At 68.3% G+C, this 22,311-nt stretch carries 13 protein-coding genes and 1 pseudogene; all 14 read right to left on the bottom strand.

Translation table 11 applies throughout. The features are described 5' to 3' along the window. Position 1: 1 nt before the first annotated feature. Positions 2–985, bottom strand: a complete 984-nt coding sequence (locus tag G510_RS0114675; protein ID WP_029154224.1) for an AAA family ATPase — start codon at positions 983–985, stop codon at positions 2–4. Continuing rightward, complete coding sequence (locus tag G510_RS17275; protein ID WP_051216816.1) at positions 982–7,218, bottom strand: Ig-like domain-containing protein; 6,237 nt, start codon at positions 7,216–7,218, stop codon at positions 982–984. Before G510_RS17275 ends, G510_RS0114675 begins: the two co-directional genes overlap by 4 nt. 97 nt (positions 7,219–7,315) lie before the next feature. Then, positions 7,316–9,388 (bottom strand): acyl-CoA dehydrogenase family protein, encoded by a 2,073-nt coding sequence (locus G510_RS0114665; RefSeq protein WP_051216815.1) that lies wholly within the window; start codon positions 9,386–9,388, stop codon positions 7,316–7,318. Positions 9,389–9,466: 78 nt separating this feature from the next. Beyond that, entirely contained in the window at positions 9,467–10,561 is a 1,095-nt protein-coding gene (locus G510_RS0114660) for an HTTM domain-containing protein (protein ID WP_425411305.1), read from the bottom strand. Beyond that, positions 10,558–11,307, bottom strand: coding sequence for a DUF5819 family protein (locus G510_RS0114655; RefSeq protein WP_029154221.1), 750 nt, complete (start codon positions 11,305–11,307; stop codon positions 10,558–10,560). Before G510_RS0114655 ends, G510_RS0114660 begins: the two co-directional genes overlap by 4 nt. Before the next feature lie 75 nt (positions 11,308–11,382). Further along, a pseudogene (locus G510_RS0114650) lies at positions 11,383–14,259 on the bottom strand (choice-of-anchor G family protein); the annotation flags it as partial. A gap of 501 nt (positions 14,260–14,760) precedes the next feature. Beyond that, a complete protein-coding gene (gene recQ, locus G510_RS17270; RefSeq protein WP_051216814.1) occupies positions 14,761–16,728 on the bottom strand; it encodes a DNA helicase RecQ in 1,968 nt (655 codons plus the stop codon). 229 nt (positions 16,729–16,957) lie between these two features. Beyond that, complete coding sequence (locus G510_RS0114635) at positions 16,958–17,884, bottom strand: sugar kinase (protein ID WP_029154219.1); 927 nt, start codon at positions 17,882–17,884, stop codon at positions 16,958–16,960. Beyond that, positions 17,881–18,501, bottom strand: a complete 621-nt coding sequence (locus G510_RS0114630; RefSeq protein ID WP_029154218.1) for a bifunctional 4-hydroxy-2-oxoglutarate aldolase/2-dehydro-3-deoxy-phosphogluconate aldolase — start codon at positions 18,499–18,501, stop codon at positions 17,881–17,883. The genes G510_RS0114635 and G510_RS0114630 overlap by 4 nt, the downstream gene beginning before the upstream one ends. Positions 18,502–18,526: 25 nt before the next feature. Continuing rightward, the gene (gene dgoD / locus G510_RS0114625) at positions 18,527–19,675 is read right to left on the bottom strand and encodes a galactonate dehydratase (protein WP_029154217.1); all 1,149 of its coding nucleotides are present in this window, start codon (positions 19,673–19,675) and stop codon (positions 18,527–18,529) included. Next, positions 19,672–20,382 (bottom strand): FadR/GntR family transcriptional regulator, encoded by a 711-nt coding sequence (locus G510_RS0114620; RefSeq protein WP_029154216.1) that lies wholly within the window; start codon positions 20,380–20,382, stop codon positions 19,672–19,674. Before G510_RS0114620 ends, dgoD begins: the two co-directional genes overlap by 4 nt. A gap of 25 nt (positions 20,383–20,407) precedes the next feature. Beyond that, positions 20,408–21,139, bottom strand: a complete 732-nt coding sequence (locus G510_RS0114615; protein ID WP_029154215.1) for an SDR family NAD(P)-dependent oxidoreductase — start codon at positions 21,137–21,139, stop codon at positions 20,408–20,410. Beyond that, the gene (locus tag G510_RS17265) at positions 21,136–22,053 is read right to left on the bottom strand and encodes a hypothetical protein (protein WP_051216813.1); all 918 of its coding nucleotides are present in this window, start codon (positions 22,051–22,053) and stop codon (positions 21,136–21,138) included. Before G510_RS17265 ends, G510_RS0114615 begins: the two co-directional genes overlap by 4 nt. Continuing rightward, positions 21,999–22,274 carry a hypothetical protein gene (locus G510_RS0114605; protein WP_029154214.1) on the bottom strand — a complete coding sequence of 92 codons (276 nt, stop codon included), beginning with the start codon at positions 22,272–22,274 and terminating at the stop codon, positions 21,999–22,001. The genes G510_RS17265 and G510_RS0114605 overlap by 55 nt, the downstream gene beginning before the upstream one ends. Positions 22,275–22,311 lie beyond the last annotated feature (37 nt).

The raw sequence follows: 22,311 nt of genomic DNA, 5'->3' as shown, positions 1-22,311 counted from the left end.
CTCAGTCGGTCGTCGTGCGCTCGGCGCGGTTCTGCGGCGCGGGCACGTCGCCCAGCACGCGCTGGATGACGCTGGCCTGGGTCACGCCCGCGAACTCGGCCTCCGGGTCCATCACGAGGCGGTGCGCCCACGTCGGCTGCGAGAGCACCTTCACGTCGTCGGGGATCACGTAGTGACGCCCCTGCGCCGCCGCCCACACCTTCGCGAGCCGGATCATCGCGAGCGCGCCGCGCACCGAGACGCCGAGGCGGGTGTCCTGATCCTGCCGCGTCGCGTCGGCGAGCTCGGCGACGTAGCGCAGCACGGCGCCGTCGACGTGCACCGTCTGGCCGAGGTCGGCCATGTCGGCGATCGCGTCGGTCGTGATGAGTGCCTGCAGGCGACCCGAGGGGTTGCGCTCGGCCGAGCCCGCGAGGATCCGCTCGGTGACCTCGATCGAGGGGTACCCGATCGTCGCCTTGATGAGGAAGCGGTCGAGCTGCGCTTCGGGAAGACGGTAGGTTCCGGCCGTCTCGATCGGGTTCTGCGTCGCGAGGACGAGGAACGGGCGGCCCACCTCGTGAGCCTCGCCGTCGATCGTGACGCGCCCCTCCTCCATCACCTCGAGCAGCGCCGACTGAGTCTTCGGCGAGGCGCGGTTGATCTCGTCCGCCAGCAGGATCGAGGTGAACACCGGACCTTTGTGGAACGAGAACGTGTGGTTCTGCTGGTCGTAGATCGTCACGCCCGTCACGTCGCTCGGCAACAGGTCGGGCGTGAACTGGATGCGGGTCGAGGTGCCCTGCACGGTCGCGGCCATCGACTTCGCGAGGCTCGTCTTGCCGGTTCCCGGCGCGTCTTCGAGCAGCACGTGGCCCTCGGCGAGCATCGCCGCCGTCACGAGGCTCACGACATCGCGCTTGCCCATCACCGCTCGGTCGACGTTATCGACGAGGCGCGTGAACGTGCCTTGGAACCAACCCGCCTGCTGGGGAGTCATCGTCATGAGATTCTCGCTTTCCGGAGGTCTGCGGGTGTCGGCGTCACCTTCACGGTGACGGAGTTCGTCGTGGTGTACTTCTCGGGAACGAGCGACGTCTCCTGGAACTTCACGCGGTAGTCGCCCGGCTTCGTATCGGTGTCGATACAGGTCACGCGCACGGATCCCGCCGCGCCGCCATCGCGCTGCTCGAGCTTCTGCGAACCGATGTCGCGCCAGCCCCACGGCATGTGCCTCTCGCACGTGAACCAGTACTCGTCGGAGTACAGCGGCGGCAGGTGTTCGAAGTTCAGCGTGAACTTGTTGCCGTCGGGGCTCTTCGGATCGTTGTCGTGGTAATCGAGCTCGAAGCTCGGCGCGGGCACGCCCACCTTGATCGTCTTCTCGGACCGCTGGCCCGCCGTATCGACGACCACCACCTGCACGTTCTGGGTCGTGCCGGGGGCCATACCCTCGTTGAATTCGGCGCGGAAGTCGACCGACATCGCTGCGGGCCCGTCGAACACGCGATCGATCTGCGACTGCGTGCGCCCTGCGGTGCGCACGACGATCTTCTCGATCTCGCGACCGTTTCCGTGCGCCGAGACGTCGATGACGACCTTGTTCGAGTGCACGGTCGCGGGGTTGACCGACGCCGTGGGCTCGGCGAGCTTGCCGTACGGCCGCGCCGGCTTCTCCGACTTGGCCTCGTCGCCGGCGAGGGTGCCGACGCCGTCGATCTTCGTGACGGCGCGCACGATCACGGTCGACGAGACGCCGTTGGTCGCCGGCACCTCGACGCGCATGCGCCCGTTGGAGGATCCGGTCGACGGCATCGTCTTCCAATCGCCGCCCTCGCCCGTGAGCTTGTACTGGTACGAGATCTCGTCCTTCCGCGCACCGTTCGGATCGGCCGCCTGCCACGCGACGTCGATCGCGCCGTCGCGCTCGGCGACGTTCACCGGGCTCACGGGACCGGGCCGCGACGCGGAGCGGATCGGCTTGCTCATCGCGCTCCACTTGCTGGTGCCCTCGCGGTTGACCGCCGCGACGCGGAAGCTGTAGCCGTTCTCGCTGTTCGGCACGACGACCGTCGTGGCCGTGCCCGAGTTCGCGATCGTGCGGCTGTCGTAGACCTCGTCGCCCTTCATGACGTCGACGCGCCACGACGAGATGGGGTCGCCGCCCGACGACTCGCCGGGCTTCCACGAGAGGCGGAACTCGTTCTCGCCGTACGGCTGGTCAGTGCGCTCGACGCTCGGCGCGCTCGGCGCATCCGGTACCGTCGCGGGCTTCTCGTACGCCGACCACGGGCTCCACGACCACCCGTCGACGCTCTGGATGTCGGCGCGGTTCATCGCCGCGACCTGGAAGCGGTACTTCTGGCCGTTCTTGAGGCCCTCGAAGACGCGCGACGTGATCGTGGATCCCTCGAAGCGGTGCAGCTTCACGCCGGTGCCGTCGTCGACGCGCACGAGATAACCGGTGACCGGCGAGCCCTCGCTCGCGGGGGTGTTCCACGCAATGCCGAGCTTCGAGTCGCGGTGGCCGGCCTCGAGCGTGAAGCTGGGGGCGCCGGGCGCCTCGGGCTTCACGTCCGGGCGCACGACGCGGCTCAGCTCGGAGGTCTGCGAGTTGCCGACCTCGTTCACGGCCGTGACCTGGAACTGGTACTCGCGGTCGTTCACGAGCCCGTCGAGCTGGCACACCGTCGCGTCGCACGTCTTCGCGTACCCGCTGCCGAGGTAGTCCTCGACGACGTACTCCGTGATCTCGGCGCCGTTGTTGGACGGCGCCGTCCACGTGAGGGTGGCCGTGCGGTTGCCGATCTCGCTCGCCTGCGGCGTACCGGGCTTCTCCGCGACGCCGAGCACGGTCGCTGTGATGCTCGCCTGCACGTAGCGGTCGGCGTCGTCGGTGACGTCGGCGATCGTGTAGCGCGCGGTGACGTAGCCGTGGAAGTCGGATCCGGGCGTCAGGACCACCTGGTCGCCGACGACCTCGATCTCGGCGTCCCCCGCCTCGACCTCCGCGTCAACGATCGTGAGCGGACCCTCGCCCTCGAACGGGTTGGTGTCGTTCGCGAGCACGTCGACGTCGATCGGCGTGCCCTGGTGCACCTCGCCGAGGTCATCGTCGTTGGCCGACGGCAGCGGGCGCCCGGAGGCCGCGACGTTCACGCCGACCTCGCCGCGCACGGGATCCGCTTCGCCGTCGTCGACGAGGATGCCGACGGTCGTGTCGCGCCCGCGCGCCTCGGCCGAGGCCTCCATCGTCAGCGTGGTGCCATCGAGCTTCACCGACACGCCCTCGGGGAACCTGTCCGGATTCTCGAGCGAGTACTGCAGATCGTCGCCGTCGATGTCGTAGGTGCGCTGGGAGAGGTCGACCGACACCGGCCCGTCGCCCGCGCCGATCGTCGTGGACGTGTTCGTGAACTCCGGCGCCTCGTTGCGCGGCTCGGTGACCGTGATCGGAATCGTGAGCACCGAAACGCGGCCGTTCGGATCGTCGGGCCCGTCACCGTCGGTGACCTCGAAGGTGATGTCATCGGTGCCCTCGTACCGGTACTCGGAGCGGTACTGCAGCGTCTGCGGATCCTTCACGAGCGCGTCGCCGTTGCCGTGCTTGACCGAGACGGCGTCGGCCGACGTGATGCGCGGCGAGCGCCCCTCGGCGACCTGCACGACGTCGGCGAGCGGGATCTCGACGAGCGTGTCGCTCTGGATCACGAGCCCGGCGTTCTCGACGAGCACCGGGCGGAGGTCGTTCTTCGCGGGCACGACGAGGAACGCCGATGCGACGCCGCCGTCGGCATCGGTCACGGTGTACGGGATCGCGCGGCGGCGGTCCTCGACCGCGACGCGGACGACCCCGGGGCCCTCGGACGCGAGCATCTCGACGCCGTCGATCGCGACGTCGAGGTCGTCGGCCGTGCCGTCGGGATCCTCGTCGTTCGCGAGCAGGTCGATGTCGGCGGTGAACTCGCCGGAGACGTCGTCGATCAGCACGCCGTCGTCGCGCGCGATCGGCCGCTCGAGCGGCACGTCGTTCGCGACGGTGACGTGCACGACGCCCTTGGCCGAGTTGCCGACCGCGTCCTCGATCGCGTACTGCAGTTGGCTCTCGCCCTCGGTCTCGGAGGCGGTGAGCAGCACGCGGTCGTTCGTCGTTTCGACCTCGAACGAGTCGTCCGACAGCGAGACGGCGGAGTCGGGAACGAGCCCGATCTGATCGCCCTCGGGGTCGGAGTCGTTGGCGAGCACGGGGATCGAGACGGTGCGTCCCGGCCGTACCGCCACCGTGTCGCTCATTGCGTTCGGCGCCTGGTTCGTGCCGGGGCTCGGCGCGATTCCCACGCGCACCGTGCCGATCGACTCGACGCCGAACGTGTCGACGACGCGGTAGCTGAACGAGTCGACGCCGGACGCGCCGCGGTCGGCCTCGTAGGAGAGGAAGTCGGTTCCGGTCGCGGTGATCTTGCCCTTTGACGGCGCCGAGGAGATGCCGATGAGGTCGACCGAGTCGCCATCCGGATCGATGCGGTCGAGCGGGATCTCGATGCGGCTGGTGCTGCCAGCGATCGCCCGCCCCGTCACGTGCTCGGGGATCGGCGCCGAGTTGCTCTGCTCGTTCCACGGCGAGATGTTGATCCGCACCGTCGCCGAGTCGCGCTGGCCCTTGCTGTCGATGATGCTGTAGACGGCCTCGACCTGGCCTTCGGCGTCGGCGGCCGCGCGGAAGCGCACCGTGTCCTGCGACACGAAGATGTCGCCCGCCGACGCATCGGGCTGCTCGACGAAGTCGGGCAGGACCTCGAACGAGTCGCCGTTCGGGTGCGAGTCGTTCTCGGTCACGGGCACCGTCACGATGTCGCCCGCGCGCACCGTCGCGGTGTCGTCCGCGGCGATCGGCGGGCGGATCTGATCCGTGGCGGGCACGGGGATCACGATGATCTCGCCCGTCGCCGACCGCGCGCCGTTGCTGATGCGGTAGGTGACGACGACCTGATCCTCGAGCATCGCGCGATCGGTCAGCTGGATCGTCGAGTGGCCGAGCACGGCCGCCGAGACGCCGGATCCGTCGGGCGCCTCGACCGACTGCACGACGAGCACCCCGGCGGACGGGTCGTAGTCGTTCTGCAGCGCGTCGATGAGGACCTCGCCGCCGCCCGGCAAGTACGCGGTGTCGCGCACTGCGACGGGGGCTGCGTCCTTGTCCTTGTTCTCGAGCACGTCGACGCGGATCACGCCCGGCGCGGCGAGCGCGCCCGCCGACGCCGCGTAGTCGACGTAGTAAGTGCCCGGCGTCTCGCTCTCGACGTTCAGCACGCCGCCCTGCGCGTCGGCAGTCACCTCGACCTCGGCGGGAGGCGTGACCTGCGACAGCGTGAGGTCTTCGCTCGCCGCGTTGATGTCGTTGATGAGCGGCTCGACCGTCGCCGACTCGCCCGCGAACAGCTGCACGTGGTCGGCGTTCGTGACGGGCTGGACCGTGCCGACCGGCCGCACGTCGAGGCTCAGCTCGGCCGTCGCCACGTCGGTGCCGTCAGAGACCGTCACATCGATCGCGAGCGGGCCCTCGTAGGCCGCCAGCGCTCGGTAGGTGATCTGGCCGTCAGCGGTGAAGTCGACCTCGTCGCCCTCGGCGGGCGTGACGTTCGAGAGATAGATGTCGTCGCCGTCGGGGTCGATCCAGTCGGGCAGCACGTTGTACGTCACCGAGCCGCCGGACTCGACCGCGACCGTGGGGCGCAGATCCTTCTGCGCGGGCGGGAGGTTCTCTTCGGGGTCGTGCACGCTCAGATCGACGCGTGCGGAGTCGGATCCGCCGCGCCCGTCGCTCACCGTGTAGCGGAAGGTGCCGGTTCCGCTGGCGTTCTCCGGCATCGTGACCTGCAGCGCCTGGCCGTCCTGGATCGTCTGCACCTGGCCCGCGCCGGGCTGCTCGTCGACCGTGATCGTGAGCACGTCGCCGTCGGGATCCGAGTCGTTGTCGAGCACGGGGAGCACCGCCGACCGACCAGGGCGCACACCGTAGGTGTCATCCTCCGCGTCGGGCTCACGGTTCTCGGCCGTGCGCTCGGGCGGCTGAACCTCGGCCTCTTGGTTCTCCTCGACCTCGTCCGACTCCTGCCCGTCGCCCTCGGGCGGGGTGAGGTCGTCCCAGTTGTTGACGTGCTGCATGTCCTCCGACGCGAGCCAGGACGAGCCGCCGGACGCGTCGTTGAGCACGACCTGGCTGCCGTTCGTGCGGAAGACGAGACCGTCGCTGGATGCGCCGTCGATCGTCTGGACGACATCGCGCGAGGAATCAGCGCAGTCGCGCACGATCTGCTGGGTGCCCTGCCACGCCGCGTACGCGCACTCCCCCGCCACGACGGGCTGGAGGGGCGCGCCCGAGGCGCCGCCGTTCGCGGTCAGCGCTGCTTCGGATCCGTCGAGCGGCACGTCTGCGAGCGAGGTCTCGGTCGCCACGCGCACGACGTCGTCGCGCGGCGCGTCGGCCGCGAGCCGTGCGTTCTCTGAGGATCCGATCGATGTTTCCAGACCGTCGGGCGTGGCGACGATTCCGCCGGCGCGGTCGAGCACGACCGGCGTGCCGCCGACGGAGGAGATCTCGACATCTGAACCGGTGACGGCCTCGAGCGTCTGCTGCTCGGGGTCGCCGGCGACGGATCCGTCGGACCCCACCGCGTACGTCGTGAGCGCCGCGCCATCCGGCTCGAACGTGTGCACCGTGCCGTCGGTGCCGACCGTCATCACGGCGTCGGCACCGAGCTCGGCGATCGGTTCGGCCTCGGACGGGTCGAACGAGCCGATCTCGTCGATCGCCGACAGGTAGAGGTCGCCCTCGCTCGGCACGAAGATCGCGACGGTGTCGGCGCCGCGCTGCACGACGGATCCGGCGGGGATCTGAACCCGGTCGCCGAGGACCATGTCGGCCCCGTCGATCCGCGCCAGGGTGCTGTCGCCGCTGTCGAAGATGACGGCGCCGTCGCGCTCCTGCATCACGTCGATGCGGTCGCTCGTGACGCCGCGCAGCTGGCCGTCGAGCAGCGCGGACGACGAGTTGAGGTGCCCGAGCACCTCGCTCGAGGTCTTCGTGACCCAGACGCTGCCCGCGTCGAGCTCGACCTCGGCCGTGGGATTGCCGTCGTAGGCGACGGCGAATGCCGTCAGCGCGATCGCACCGGCGGCGACGATGGAGGTGCCGGTGATGGCACCCCGCCGCCCACGGAGCCAGCCCGCTGCGCTCATCGTGTGCTCCCCCAAGCAGATACGGTCAGTCAAGAATTCGGGAGGGCGCGCCTACCCAGCCTTCCTACTCTAACCGCGACGACACGCCGCGAACGAACTACTTCCGGGCTGGACGCTTCTCGGAGGTCGGGGCCTCGCCGCTCGCACGGAGGTCGGCATAGTGGGCGCGCGCCTCGTTCTGGCGCTCGTCCTCGGCTCCCGACGCGATCGGAGCACGCACGTGCTCGGGGGCGAACCCGAACGCGTCGACGAGATCCTGCGCGTGCGGGCGCAGTCGCGTGCAGAGGCGATCGATGTAGCGCGTCACCGCGGCGGCGCGCTGAGTCGAGAGGCGTCCGTTCACGATGTGCCACGCGAGGTGGTTCTCGATCAGCTGCAGGCCGAACAAGTCGCGCACCCACGTGAGCACCGTGCGAGTGCCCTCGTGCTTGATGCGGGAGAGCGCATCGGTGAACGCCTCCCACTGCAGCAGCTCGCCGTGTGCGCGTGCCGCGTCCAGCAGCTCGACCTGGTTCTCGTTGAAGACCTCCTGCGCCTCAGCGGCGGGCAGCTTGCGCGCCGCGTTCAGGCGGGCGCCGACGCCGGCGACCATGTGCTGGACGCGGTCGGTGAGCAGTTCGTGCTGATCCTCCTCACGCAGGCCGAGCTCGACCGAGCGTGCTGTGGATCCGAGGTCGACGACGGTCTGACCAAGGCGGCGGAGACCGGCGCCGTGGAAGACCTTCGATGCGCCCTGCTTCGCGCCGTACGCGGCGAGGGCGCGCTTGTCCTTTCCCTTGAACTGAGCGGCGAAATCGCCGAGCAGCCGCTTGCCGACCAGCTGCAGCAGGACGTTGTTGTCGCCCTCGAACGTGGCGTACACGTCGAGATCCTGATGCAGGCCGACGAGGCGGTTCTCGGCGAGGTATCCCTGTCCGCCGCACGCCTCGCGCGCCTCCTGAATCGTGTCGAGCGCGTTCCACGTCGACAGGGGCTTGAGCGCCGCGGCGAGCGTCTCGAGATCCTGCCGATTCTCATCGGTGTCCTTCTCGCCGCTGAAGACTTCGTCGAACTTCTGCAGCAGTTCCTCGTGGCTGAACGTCTGCGCGTACGCGGTGGCGATGCGCGGGATCAGGCGACGGCGGTGCTTGCCGTAGTCGAGCAGGACCGTCTCGGATCCGGTGCCGTCGTCGAACTGGCGACGCTGGTTGCCGTACGTCACCGCGATCTTCAGTGAGAGGGCCGCGGCCCACGTCGCCGCGCCATCGAGCGAGACGCGGCCCTGCACGAGCGCGCCGAGCATCGTGAAGAACCGGCGCCCCGGGCTCGCGATGGGGCTCGAGTACGTGCCGTCGGCGGCGACGTCGCCGTAGCGGTTCAGCAGGTTCTCGCGCGGCACGCGCACGTGGTCGAAGGCGAGACGACCGTTGTCGATGCCGTTCAGGCCGCCCTTCGGCCCGTCATCCTCGCTCGTGATGCCGGGCAGGTTCTCACCGTTGTCGTCGCGGATCGGCACGAAGAAGCAGTGCACCCCGTAGTTGACCCCGCCGGTGATGAGCTGCGCGAACACGGTCGCAGCGCGGCCGTGCACCGCGGCGTTTCCGAGATAGTCCTTATACGCCCCGCGAAACGGCGTGACGATGACGAATTGCTCGGTTTCCGGGTCATATGTCGCGGTCGTCGCGATCGATTGCACGTCGGATCCGTGCCCGATCTCGGTCATCGCGAACGCGCCGGGAAGCTTCAGGCTCGCCGCATCGGCGAGCCACTTGTCCCAGTGCTTCTTCGTGCCGAGCTGGTAGATCGCAGATGAGAACAGCCCCCACTGCACACCCGACTTGATCTGCAGGCTCGGATCGGCGAGAACGAGCTCCTCGAAGCCGGCGAGGTTACCGCCCTGGGTGTTCTGTCCGCCGTACTCCGTCGGGAATGCGCGCGAGCCCGCGCCGCGCTCGGCCAGCAGCCGCGTCTGCTCGAACACGCGCTCGCGGTGCGTGTGGTAATCCTGGCCAGGAATCTGCCAGAACGCCTCGTCCTTGATCATCTCGCGCGCTTCGAGACGGACGTCCCTCCACTTGCCGAGCAGGTGTGGGGTGAGTGCGTCGACGTCGATCGAGACGTCAGCGGCCTGATCGGTCGGTTCAGCTGCGGCAGGGCGAACGGCAATGTCGGCCACGGTGCTTCCTCTCATCGGGGAGTCTGTCACGACAAAATCTATGCAGATCGTCAGCTCTCGAGCGATTCGTTTGTGCACCGACCACAAGCAGAGTCAGACCTCGGCGCGCTCCTTTTGGTCGGCCCACTCGGAGGGGCCGTTGCGGTACGCGCCGCGGGCGAGTTCCGCCATCCGCTTCCAGGTGCGGTCGCGGATGAAGATGAAGTCAATGCCGATCATGGCGAGCGAGAACCAGGGCAGCCCCATGAGCACGCCGATGCCGATGTGGAACGACATGATGCCGGCCAGGGCGAGGATGCGCGTGGGCCGCGTGAGCAGCATGAAGGGGAAGGCGATCTGCAGGACGATCGAGCCCCAGGTGATGGCGGTGACGGCTGGGCCCCACGCAGTGAAGAGCTCGCTGAGCACGGGCCACGTGCCGAACCGCTCGGTCATGAGGGGGTTGTACACGGCGTAGCCGCCGGACCAGGGATCGCCCCCGGCCTTATAGAGGCCGCCGGACACGTACACGAAGATCACCTGCGCCGTCAGGGCGACGAGGGCGAGGTTGTGCAGCAGGTTGCTGATCTCGCGCGGGAGGATCGTGCGGAAGCCGTTCTTCGCGCGGCGCCGCGCGTCGAGCGACCAGCGCGCAGCGGGATCCGCGAACAGCAGCAGAAGCAGGACGATGCGGTACATGTTGTCGCCCTGGTCGCCCAGCGCGTCGTTCATCTCGATGAAGCTGACCCAGAGAACGAAGTAGATCGGCAGCACGATCTTGAAGCGCCAGCCGAGCACGAACATGACCGCGAGGGCGAGCAGCACGACGTACAGCGTCGTGAACAGCACGTCGTCGTAGGCGACGCGGTGGAACCAGCTGAAGATCCAGATCTTCGGGAAGTCGCTGACGGGCTCCGCGCCTTCGCCGTTCCAGGCGGATCCGGATCCGAATGCGTACAGGCGGCTGGAGAAGTTCGTCAGCAGCAGCCCGACGCCGGTGAGGCCGATCAGGATGCGCGTGACCGACAGACCGTAGAGCGACACCTTGTTGTCGAGCAGCCACGACTCGGTCCACAGCCAGGTGTTCCGCGCGATGCCCCACAGGGTGCGCGGGAGCAGAGCGACGAGGCGACCGGCCGCCCGGATCGTCTGCGATACGGCCGCGCCGGCGCGTTCGATGACGGGGGCGCCCGTCGCGCCGCGCGTCACTCGCCCATCCGTTCGTGCTGTGCGCGGAAGACGTCGGTGAAGGCGTCCTGCGACTGTCCGTCGTTGACGACGAGTCCGCGCCATCCGGTGGGCGAGTACTGAATGCCCGGGCGCTCGGCGTCGGGGTCGTGCCGGTCGTTGAAGGGGATCACGTTCTGACGCGTCGCGCGGTATTGGAGTCGCTCGACGTCATCGCCCCACACGGCGAATGCGACCTGCGTGGCGTATGCCGTGGCGCGGTGCTCCTGCTCGATGTAGGAGGAAACGTCGGTCGTGTCATCGAGCTCGATCATGGCGTCGGCCATGCGCTGTTCCCACTCGGCCTTGAAGTAGTTGAGCTCCGCGACCTCCTGCTGCTCGGTCGTGAGGTCGCCCCAGGCTCCCTTGAACTGGCTCGAGACGTCCATTGCGGCGATGCCGGCGCGAGGCGTGAAGAGGTTGTACTGGATCATCGAGAGCTCGACGTCGCTGGCGGAGACCCACTCGGTCTCCTCGCCGTCGACGATCGCCCGCACCTCGAAGCGGTAGTCGCCGTTCACCGGCTCCGGGGCGAAGACGCTCCACGATTGCCCGAACATCGGGATCATGTAGCTCGAGAGCGTCTGCTGTCCGACGAGCTCGCGGATCGGTGCCCACGGGGCGATCCAGAGGAACGAGGCGAACACATGCCACGCGGTCACGAGCGCGGCCGCGCACATGATGACCCGGATGTATAGACGTCGGCGGGGGCGTGTCCGCTCTTTCATGCAGGGATCCTCATCTAACGCCCGGTGCTCCGGACGGGGTTTCCGTCCGGAGCACCGGGTTTTCAGCTAGTCAGCTCAGGCGTGTGCCAGACGACGTACGGCGAACCAGACGCCGGCACCCGCGAGCAGCATCGCCGCAGCGAGGCCCCCGAGCGGAAGCGCCATGTCACCGCCTGTCGGCGACAGCCCGCCGCCACCGGTGGAGTACACCTCGAAGGTGGCGTCAACGCTACCCGAGGTCGCGCCCGTGAGCTCGACCACGTGGTTGCCGTCCTCCGTGCCGTTCGGAACGGACCACGTGAACGTCACGTCGCCGTTGTCATCGGCGACCGAGGTGCCGATGTCGTACGGGGTGGAGTACTGCGTTGCCGTGACCGACTCGCCCGGCTGGAAGCCGTGGCCGTGGGCCACCTGCGTCTCGCCGACCTGCAGGCGGTCGTTCTCGAGCTCCATCGAGATCTGCTGGCCGTCAGAGGCACTCGACGCGTTCGCGTTCGAGGCCGACTCACTGTCCGAAGCAGAGTTCGAGTCGCTGTCCGACGCGGCGTTGTCATCCGACGATGCGCTAGCCAAAGCCGACGCGTCGCTGTCCGACGAAGCGGCTGCCTCCGAAGAGGCATCCGACGACGAGTCCGCGTTGGACGCGGCCTGCGACGCAGCCGCGGCGTTCGCGCTCGCGTCCGATGCGGCCGAAGCCTCAGCGTTCGACGCCGACGAAGCGTCCGCATTCGCGGCAGCCTGAGCCGCGGCCTGAGCCGAAGCGTTCACGTCAGACGACACATCCGCCGATGCATCGCTCGATGCGTCTGCCGTGGCAGCCGACTGAGCAGCAGCCGTCGCGTCAGCATCCGCAGCGGCCGAAGCCGTCGCGTCAGCGTCGGCGGTCGCCGCAGCCTGCGCAGCGGCCTGAGCCGATGCGTTGCTGTCGTCGTCCGCGTTCGCCGAGGCCGAAGCCGAAGACGAGGCGTTGGTGTTCACGTCACCGTTCACATCAGCGTCCGCGTTCACGTCTGCGTTAGCGTTCGTGTCCGGGGTACCGTTCACGTCCGCATCACCGTTCGTGTCCGTGTCCGGGGTACCGTTCACGTCCACATCACCGTTCGTGTCCGTGTCCGGGTCCGCCCCGGCGTTACCCGCCTCGATCGTGAGAATTCCCTCGGCCGGGGTCTGCGAGACCTCACCCGTGGCAACCACATCGAAGGCACCGGTCCCGGAGTCTTCCGGCGCGGTGTAGTCGAGCGTGAACTCGCCGCTCTCGTTCGTCGTAGCCGTACCGATGCTCTCGCCCTCGAGTACGACGTCGACGGTCTCGTTCGGCGCGAAGCCGGTACCGGTGATCGTCGTCGTTTCGCCCTGCTCGATCGTGCCCGGCGTGACCTCGATGGCCGTGTCGTACACGGGCGCCTCGTCCAGCGCCTTGACCGTCGACGATGCGAGCTCGAGCTTCACGGGATTATTGAGAAGGCCCGGAAGCACCGAAACACTGAGCGCGCGAACCGAAAGACTCTCGTCTCCGAGGTCGCCGGGCTCAGGCGTGGCCAGTTCCTGCGGCTGCTCGTTGATCGTGATCGTGGCGGCGCCGTCGAGAAGACCCTTAATCGCGCCGTCATCGCCCACAAGCGCGGTCACGATCGGGTTCAGAACGCCGTTAATCGTGGGCTGGAGCGTGTCGAGGATCCCGCCCTCACCTGCTGCGCCCTCGACGATGGTGCCGAGGCCGCTCGTCAGGCCGTCAAGAGCGGTCGTCACGACGCCGAGCACGGGAGTGAGCAGGCCACCGAGAACGCCTTCATCGGCGATCTCAAGACCAGCGGGAGTGTATCCGTCGACGCCGAGGATGCCGCCGAGCGTTGCGGGCTCGCCCTCCTCGTCGAGCAACGAGAGCGTCGTGTCCACGGCCGGAATTGTGAGGAGCGAGACGTTGAGGTTGAGCTCGAGGCCGACCCCGATGCCGTAGAGACCGTCCTCGACCAAGGCGACGGCCTTGCTCGTGAGGGAGTTCGGCCCGGTACCGGTGAGCGCTTCGAGAACGCCCTGCGTCAGTGCGTTCACGACACTGTCCGAGAGCACGTCCGTGTTCGCCGGAAGATCGTTCAGATCAGTGAAGTCCGGGTTCGAGGCCAGTAGCAGGCCACCGAGGTCCGCCGAGACCGACCCGTTGTTGAGGTCGATCGAGACGGTTGCGGGCTGCTCAGCCGTCGAGTTATCGAGGGGCTCCTGCAGCAGGCCCTCGCGCACCGAATCGGTGAGCGAGCTGACGTCGAGCGACAGCGGGGTCTCAAGGGTCGTGGTCAGGCCGCCCACAACAGGCACGTTGAGATTCAGACCCGCGACGAGGTTGTTAACGATCGTGCTGAGCGAGCCATCGGGCCCGATCGCGTCGTTGAGAGGATCGACGACACCGCCGACGACGTCGTCGACGAGGCTCGTCACATCGCCGAGCAACGGGCTCGTGAGAGCCACACCGAGATCCGCGATCCGATACTGGGAGTTCACCTCCGTGCCGTTCTTGGTGATCTCGGAACCGACAGCGCCGAGCTCGATACGCGCCTCGCTGAGAAGCGTGTCGAGTGCACCATCACCCAAAAGCTGTTCGATGGTCGAGGTCAGGTCGACATAGGCGGGGTCCGCAACGTCACCTTCGTACGCGCTGAGATCGAGCCCGCCACTCTCTGAGAGCAGACGGGATGCGGCCAGCGATTCCGTCTCCGAGGTCGACGAGGAACGGCTGCCGCCGGCGCCGAGCGCGCCGAGGTGCAGAAGGCCGGCGCTGTCAGCGTCGGGCTTGATCAGCGGCAGATCGAGCTCCGGGATCTCGAGACCGAGCGAACCGAGAAGTTCGAGGTCGATGCCATCGTCGATCGGTCCAGGCGTTCCGGGGAACTCACTGGCGGACGTACCCACACCGGCCACATCAAGGCCAAGGCCCTCGAGCCACAGCAGGTGAGCGTGAGCCGCCGAATCGGCGGTCGTCGGTTACTCGTCAGCGGTCGCCGCCCCGATGCCCGCGAACGATCCAACGACCGCGAGAGTGGTGACGACACCTCCCGCTGCGAGTGTCTTCTTGGTCAGCCGCCGCGCTCTATCGCGCGAGGGCTGATCCTGCTTTTCAGCACGCATGTGTATCCCCTCAGATACGTACAGGTGGACTACAGGGACGAACGTCCGCTGCAGCTGAGGGCGCCTGTAAACGTGGAGCTGCCCACAGGGAGCACCAGCTAAACAATATCCTGGCCTCTTCCCGGGTAGTTGTCCAGGGCTGGCCGGTGAAATTCTCCATCCGCGAGTAGCGAACAGACACAAGCGATCGCGGGGCAGGACGACGAGATTGCACAATCGTGACAGATGCCGAAGAAAAAGCTTGTGTAATATGACGGCTCTGCAGTAATCTGCGCCCAGCACACAGCGCGGGCAGTGTCCGGGTAGTCGCGCGGTTCGACGCTCGGGCCCGGTTCAGCCGGCCGCGACGACCTCGAGCACCTGGTCGCCGTACGCATCGCGCTTCTTCTGGCCGATGCCGCTGATGCTGTCGAGCGCGTCGAGCGTGGCGGGCCGATGTTCGGCGAGCGCGCGCAGTGTCGCGTCACCGAACACGATGTACGCCGGGACCCCCTGCTCTCGCGCCTGTCCCGCACGCCATGCACGCAGCCTCTCGAAGAGATCCCGATCGCCCTCGTCCAAAGTGTCGGCCGCCGACGTCTTGCGCACGGACGACCGCACCTTCCGCCCGATGACGTCCTGCCGCAGCAGCACGGGCGTCTCGCCGCGCAGCACGCCCGCCGAGGCCGGGGTCACCCCAAGGGTGTTGTACTCGCCCTGCGGTGCGAGCAGACCGGAGGCGAGCAACTGACGGATCACGCTGCGCCAGTCCTGATCCGACAAATCCTCGCCAATGCCGTACGTCGCGAGCTTGTCATGACCGAAGCGACGGACACGCTCGTTCTCCTTGCCGCGCAGGATGTCGATGAGGTGGCCGGCGCCGAACGATTGACCGCGCTCACGCTCGAGGCGCACGATCGTCGACATCAGTTTCTGCGCGGCGACGAGCCCGTCCCACGTCTTCGGCGGCTCGAGGCACGTGTCGCAGTTACCGCACGGCTCGGACTGCTGACCGAAGTAGCCCAGCAGATTCTGTCGCCGGCACGACACCGTCTCACACAGCGCGAGCATTGCGTCGAGGTGCTGGTTCTGCCGCATCTGCAGCGTGCGGTCGCCGCCGCCCTGCTGGATCATGCGCCGTTGCTGCACGACGTCGCCGAGGCCGTAAGCCATCCACGCGATGCTGGGTTCGCCATCGCGGCCCGCGCGGCCTGTCTCCTGGTAATAGCCCTCGACGGATTTCGGCAGGTCGACGTGCGCGACGAAGCGCACATCGGGCTTATCGATGCCCATGCCGAACGCGATGGTCGCAACGACGACCACGCCGTCCTCGCGCAGGAACCGTGACTGATGGGCCATCCGCGTCTCGGCGGGAAGACCTGCGTGGTAGGGAACCGCGTCGATCCCCTGCCCCGCCAGGAACGTCGCCGTCTGTTCAACCGACTTGCGGCTGAGCGCGTAGACGATGCCGGCGGATCGGTCGGGCAGCGACCGGATGAACTGCAAAAGCTGCTTGCGCGCGTCGTTCTTCGCCTCGATGCGGTACTGGATGTTCGGCCGGTCGAAGCTCGCGACGAAGTGCCGCGCGGTGTCGAGGTGCAGCCGCTCGGTGATCTCCTCGTGCGTCTCGCGCGTCGCGGTCGCTGTGAGCGCGACCCGCGGCACGCCGGGGAACGCCTCACCGAGATCGCCGAGAGCGAGGTAATCGGGCCGGAAATCGTGACCCCACTGGCTCACGCAGTGCGCCTCGTCGATCGCGATGACGCTCAGGGTTCCTTTTGCGAGCAGAGCGCGCGTCTGCGAGTTCGACAGCCGCTCGGGAGCGACGTAGATGAGGTCGAGTTCGCCGGCGAGGTACGCGCGCTCGACCTCGGCACGCTCGGCCGGCTGCTGCGTCGAGTTCAGGTACGCGGCCGCGACGCCGTTGGCCCGCATTGCATCCACCTGATCGTGCATGAGCGCAATCAGGGGCGAGACGACGAGCCCCGTGCCCTCGCGCACGAGCGCGGGAATCTGATAACAGACGCTCTTGCCGCCGCCCGTCGGCATCAGCACGATCGCATCGCCGCCCGAGATCACGTGCTCGACGACATCCGCCTGATCGCCGCGGAACGAGTCGAACCCGTAGACCGTCTGGAGCGTCTCGAGGCCGCCCGCGTGCTGCGGCGCCCGCGCCGAGCGATCCACGGGAGATGTGGAAGCCGCAACGGCGAACGGATCCGCCCAGCTGATCGCGCCGCCCTCGTACTCGTCGTACATGTCGGCGGGCGGCTCCTCGGGAGGGAACCACGCGTCGTCGGGCTCATACTGCGACTGCGTCATACGTCCAGCCTAGGAGCCACCCGCGACATCGGTTTCAGGCCTGTAGATGACTAGCTCAGAAAAGATGAGGGGACCGTAACGCTCCACGTATACGGTCCCCTCGGAACCTAGGCTAAACGCTCGGCACGAATTGATCACTGATTGTTACTCACTGCACCCAAATTTCTGATACGGCTCTCAGTCGGCGCTGATCGGCCTTCCCGCGCCGCACGCGGGCATACGACGGGGCTCAGCGCACGGCGTCGCCGCTTGCGAGGTCGATCAAATCGAGCTCATCACGTCGCGGCAGACCTTCCCAATCGCCGTGGCTCGCGACGGCGAATGCGCCGAGAGTGTGCGCGCGCTCCATCCGCTCTTCGAGAGAGAGCTCGTCGAGCCAACCAGAAAGATATCCGGCGGAGAAAGCGTCCCCGGCGCCGATCGAATCGACGACCGTTACACGTCTCGCCGGCACGGTCACAGTGCGGTCAGCCTCGTGAGCAGTCGCTCCGGCAACCCCGTTCTTGACGACGACCTCGCGAGCTCCTGCGCGGATCAGCGCGGCGGGATCGCCGCCGACGAGATCGAGCTCGTCGGGCGACGCAATGACGATGTCGGCGCCACTGACCAAGCGCCTGAGGTGCGGAGCAGCCGTTTCCGCACTCCACAGACGCGATCGGAAGTTGATGTCGACGCTGACGGTCGCACCCTGTCGCTTCGCCCCATCGACCAGCGCGTGGGTGGCTTCACGCGCCTCCTGCGAAAGCGCCGGAGTGATCCCCGTGACGTGCACGAGGCGCGGGTTCAGCGACAGTGCCCGCTCAGCGTCGGCTGCACACCAGCGCGACCCTGCGGAATCGCGCCTGTGGTACTCGACCCGCGTGACATCGGGCAGGCGCTTCTCGAAGATCAGCATGCCCGTCGCGCGGTCGCCGTCGCGGACGACCCCGCCGCATTCCACGCCTTCCGCCGCGAGCGTGCGCATCACGAGGGATCCCGATTCGTCCTGTCCGACGCGTCCGGCCCACGCGACACGGTGACCGAGTCGCGACATCCCGATCGCGACGTTGCTCTCCGCACCTGCGATCGAGACCGCGAGGCCGCCACCCAGTCGGAGCGGCCCCTCCCCGCGCAGCGCAAGCATCGACTCGCCGGCAGTGACGACGTCGACGCTCACCGGCAAACTGCGTTCAGGAAGCGGCGAGCGCGCTCGCGCAGCGCGTCGAGATCTCCGCCGTTGGCCGCGTCGCCGAGCAGCGGGCTCGCGACGCCGACCGCGACCGCTCCGTCGGCCAGGAAGCCCTCGGCTTCGTCGACGCCCACTCCGCCCACGGGGACGAACGGTGTGCTCGGGAATGGCGCGCGCAGATCCTTCACGTAGCGCGGCCCCATCGACGAGACGGGAAACAGCTTCACGGCATCCGCCCCGGCATCGAGTGCCGTAAGCACCTCGGTCGGAGTAAGCGCACCGCACAGCACGGGCACGCCGCGATCCACGGCCGTCGAGATCGACGGCGCGATGGCGGGGGTCACGATATAGGTCGCGCCGTTGTCGAGGGCGGCATCCACATCGGCGGGAGTGAGAACGGTGCCCGCCCCGAGACGCACACGGTCGCCGAGCGCCGAGGACACCTCCGAGAGGACGGTCAGAGCATCCGCACTGCTGAGCGAGATCTCCATCGAGCGCACGCCTTCGTCGACGAGTGCGATCGCGGTCGCGATCGACGCCTCCACGTCCTTTCCGCGGATGATCGCGAGCAAGCGATCGGCTGCAAGATCTTCGATGAGTGACATACTTCAGTCCTTTCGTCGCGGCTCGTCACCACTCGGCGAACGAACCATCCGAGTGCTGCCAGACGGGGCCGCGCCAAGGTTCGTCGTTGCTGTCCGCGCGCCGCACTGCAGCCTCGTCGACGTCGATTCCGACGCCCGGCGCGTCCCAGCGCTCGATGTGGCCGCCAACGAACGCCAGCGGTGCGCGATCGAGCACGTAGTCGAGCAGTTCCGCGCTTCCCTTGTTGTAATGGATACCGATCGACTGCTCCTGCAGCAGGAAGTTCGGCGTCGCGAACGCCACCTGCAGGCTCGATGCCAGCGCGATCGGGCCCAGCGGGCAGTGCGGTGCGAGGAGGGCGCCATAGGTCTCCGCGAGCGCCGCGATCCGGCGCACCTCGGAAATACCACCCGCGTGCGAGAGGTCGGGCTGGACGACGGCCACGCCCGCCTGCAGCGGCGCGAGGAACTCGGCGCGACTATACAGTCGCTCCCCCGTCGCAATCGGAACGTCCGAGGTCGACACGATGTCGGGCAGGTGCATGGCCAGTTCCGGCAGCACCGGCTCCTCGATGAACAGCGGGCGCATCGGCGCGACCGCCCCGATCAGCCGGCGCGCGTCGGCGACGCCGACCCGGCCATGGAAGTCGATGCCGATATCGACCGAATCACCCACCGCCTCGCGGACGTCGGATACGCGCTGTACGACCTCCGCGATCCCCGCGGGCGCGGCGAGGCGATCCCACCGCCCCGTCGCGTTCATCTTGATCGCGGTCAGGCCCGCCGCGACCTGCTGCTCGGCCGCGTCGGCGACGGCGCTCGGTTCGTCGCCGCCGATCCATCCGTAGACCCGCACCCGGTCGCGCACGTGGCCGCCGAGGAGCTGATGCACGGGCACGCCGAGCGACTTGCCGAGGACGTCCCAGAGCGCCTGATCCAGACCGGCGACGGCGCTCGACAGCACTGGGCCGCCCCGGTAGAAGCCGCCCTTCGTCAGCACCTGCCAGTGCTGTTCGATCCGGCGCGGATCACGGCCGATCAGCAGCTCGCTGAGCTCCGCGACCGCGGCACGAACCGTCTCCGCGCGACCCTCGACGACGGGCTCGCCCCACCCGACGATGCCCTCGTCGGTCTCGATCCGGCAGAACACCCATCGGGGCGGCACGGCGAACGTCTCAATACGTGTGATCTTCACGCGTCATGCTCCTCGGTCAGTACCTTCTCGACATCGGCGACGCTGTCATCGAGCAGCGCTCGAGCCGCGTCGGCCGCGGCGTCGGCGTCCTGCGCGATGATGGCCTCGACCACCCGCCCATGGCTCGGCACCGGATCCGTCACCTCGTGCCCGTGCACGAGCTCGTCGCGGATGAGCAGCGCCGGCTCGACGAAGATGCTCATCTGAGCGAACAGCTCGTTGTGCGTCGCGCCGAGCAGCGCCTGATGGAACCGCAGGTCGGCGCCCGCGGAATCGTGGGCGGATCCGCCGCGTGCGCCCCGCATCTCCTCGAGCGCCTGCTCGAGCTCGACGAGATCCTCGTCGGTGCGGCGCTCGGCCGCAAGGCCCGCGGCCGCGGGCTCGATCGCCCGCCGCACCTCAGCGAGGTCGCGCTGCACCCCCACGGCGTCGCCCGATTGATGGCGCCAGCGGATCACGTCGCTGTCGAGGACGTTCCACTCCTCGCGCGGTCGCACGAACGTCCCCTTCTTCTGTCGCGCATCGAGGAGGCCCTTCGCCATCAGCACCTTGATCGCTTCGCGCAGCGCGGTCAGCGACACGTCGAGCGCGCGCCCGATCACCGAGAGGTCGAGCACATCTCCGGGAGCCAGGGTGCCGTCGACGATCTGCGCACCCAACACTTCGACGGTGGTCCCGTGGACCCCTCGCCCGATGTACCTGCTCACAGTGTGTCCTTTCCTCGCCCTGAGTTCATGACGAGTTCTTCGTAATGCTCCAGCCACCGTCGACGGTCAGCGTGGTTCCGGTGATGAAGGAGGCGTCCTCCCCCAGGAGAAAGGCTATGGCGCCCGCCACCTCGCCCGGGTTGCCGAGGCGCCCCATCACGGTCTCGCCCGCGCTCTTCGCGATCTCGTCATCGCTCAGTCGGTCCCACTGCGCCGTACGGATCGGACCGGGCACGACGCAGTTCACGCGCACCTGTCCGCCGTACTGCACGGCGAGCTGACGGGTGAGGCCGGTGAGCCCCGCCTTCGTCGCCGCGTATCCCGGCACGTTGGGCAGCCCGAACGCGGCGTGCACCGACGAGACGATCACGACACGGCCGTCGCGCTCGCGCACGAGGTCGGGCAGGCAGGCGCGCATCGCGTGGAAGGATCCGGTCAGGTTCACGTCGATCTGGCGCTGCCAGGACGACAGCTCCATCCGATCGATCGGCGTGGGATCCGTCACCAGCGCATTGGAGACCAGCGCGTCGACTGGGCCGAGGTCCTTGTGAACCTCCGCCACGACACGCGCCCAGTCCGCCTCATCCGAGACGTCGCCGACGTAGCCGCGGCAGGATCCGGCGAGCGCGACAGCAGTCTCCCGCACGCCCTCGTCGATGTCGAACAGCGCGACGTTCCAGCCGTCCGCGGCCATGCGCGCGGCGGTCGCCGCGCCGATTCCGCGCGTCGCGCCGGTGATGAGGACCGTCGGGGTCATCGGTCTGCTCCCTCGTCGTGGTCGGGCATCGCGAGGATCCCCGCGGCCCAGGCCGTCATTCCGTCATCCGAACATACGCGCAACGGCTCGCCGCGAAGATCCGCTCGCACGCTCACGGCGACCGGTGAACCGGCGTTCACGAGGGTGAGCTCTTCGCCTGTGCGCTCGACCTGAAGGGATCCGGTCACGTACGGGAAGAAGCCGATCGCTGAGCCGTTGCCGGCGGGCGCAGGAGAGCCCCAATGACCGGCGTCGCTGACGGCGGTCACGGGTTCGGTGCCCTCGCCGATTCCGGTGGTGATGCGTAGCTCCATGCTCTCGCCCGGCGCGAGCTCGACCCGCGGGCCCAGCACCTCGATCTCCACGATCCGCGAGGTCGGCTGGAGCCCGTCCAAGTGCACCAACGGCGCGTCGAGCGGATGCTCCATCCAGACCTCGACGCGCGAACCGCCGTCCGGGTAGGTTCGATCCCGCTCGACGCGGAACGCCTGCGACGTCGTCGATCCGTGGGCACCGTGCGCGAGCCAACCGGCCGCGGTCGGGAACCCGAGCTTGCCGACCACATCCTGGTGCGGGACGAACGCGGTGTCGGCCGACCGCTCCGCGGTGGGAACGCCGGTTCCCGGCACGAGCTCGACGAGCTCGAGGTCGCCGCGGTCGAGGCCGACCCAGACTCCCCCGTCGCCGGGATCTCCCGCACGCCGCTGCGTCACGTTCCACAACGACCAGCTCACGGGCCGGTCCGCCGTGTTCTCGGCCCGAAGCGACAGGTCGTACGACGCTTCGCCGTCGCGCAGCGTCAGCTCGCGGGTGATGCGCAGCCCCGTGCGCGGATCCGCTCCGCTCATGAGGGCGATCGTCACGCCCACCGCGTGGTCGACGCGCCGCCATGCATACGCGCCCGAGTCGAGCACGGGATCCGGCGGCCCCGCCCATTCGTCGAGATGATCTGCGCGTCGCGGGATGAATCGTCGAACGTCGACTCGAGCCCGCGCTCAACGCCCGCGTAATAGCCCTCCGCGTTGAGGTAGACGACCGCAACGCGGCCGTCCGCGCCGAGCTGGCCGGCGCAGCCGGAGACGCCCAACAGTGCGACCATCGCCAGGCCGGCGGCTATCAACTTCTTTGAGCGCATGCTTCCTCGCCATCGTGCTTCTATGAACGTTTCCAGT

This window comes from Microbacterium gubbeenense DSM 15944, from assembly GCF_000422745.1.
GTDB classification, from domain to species: domain Bacteria; phylum Actinomycetota; class Actinomycetes; order Actinomycetales; family Microbacteriaceae; genus Microbacterium; species Microbacterium gubbeenense.
This window is presented reverse-complemented; position numbering and strand designations above follow the sequence as displayed.

Coding starts and splice junctions, on each gene's coding strand:
- G510_RS0114675 (WP_029154224.1), bottom strand. CDS start 985: ATGACGATGACTCCCCAGCAGGCGGGTTGGTTCCAAGGCACGTTCACG.
- G510_RS17275 (WP_051216816.1), bottom strand. CDS start 7,218: ATGAGCGCAGCGGGCTGGCTCCGTGGGCGGCGGGGTGCCATCACCGGC.
- G510_RS0114665 (WP_051216815.1), bottom strand. CDS start 9,388: ATGAGAGGAAGCACCGTGGCCGACATTGCCGTTCGCCCTGCCGCAGCT.
- G510_RS0114655 (WP_029154221.1), bottom strand. CDS start 11,307: ATGAAAGAGCGGACACGCCCCCGCCGACGTCTATACATCCGGGTCATC.
- recQ (WP_051216814.1), bottom strand. CDS start 16,728: ATGACGCAGTCGCAGTATGAGCCCGACGACGCGTGGTTCCCTCCCGAG.
- G510_RS0114630 (WP_029154218.1), bottom strand. CDS start 18,501: ATGTCACTCATCGAAGATCTTGCAGCCGATCGCTTGCTCGCGATCATC.
- G510_RS0114615 (WP_029154215.1), bottom strand. CDS start 21,139: ATGACCCCGACGGTCCTCATCACCGGCGCGACGCGCGGAATCGGCGCG.
- G510_RS0114605 (WP_029154214.1), bottom strand. CDS start 22,274: ATGCGCTCAAAGAAGTTGATAGCCGCCGGCCTGGCGATGGTCGCACTG.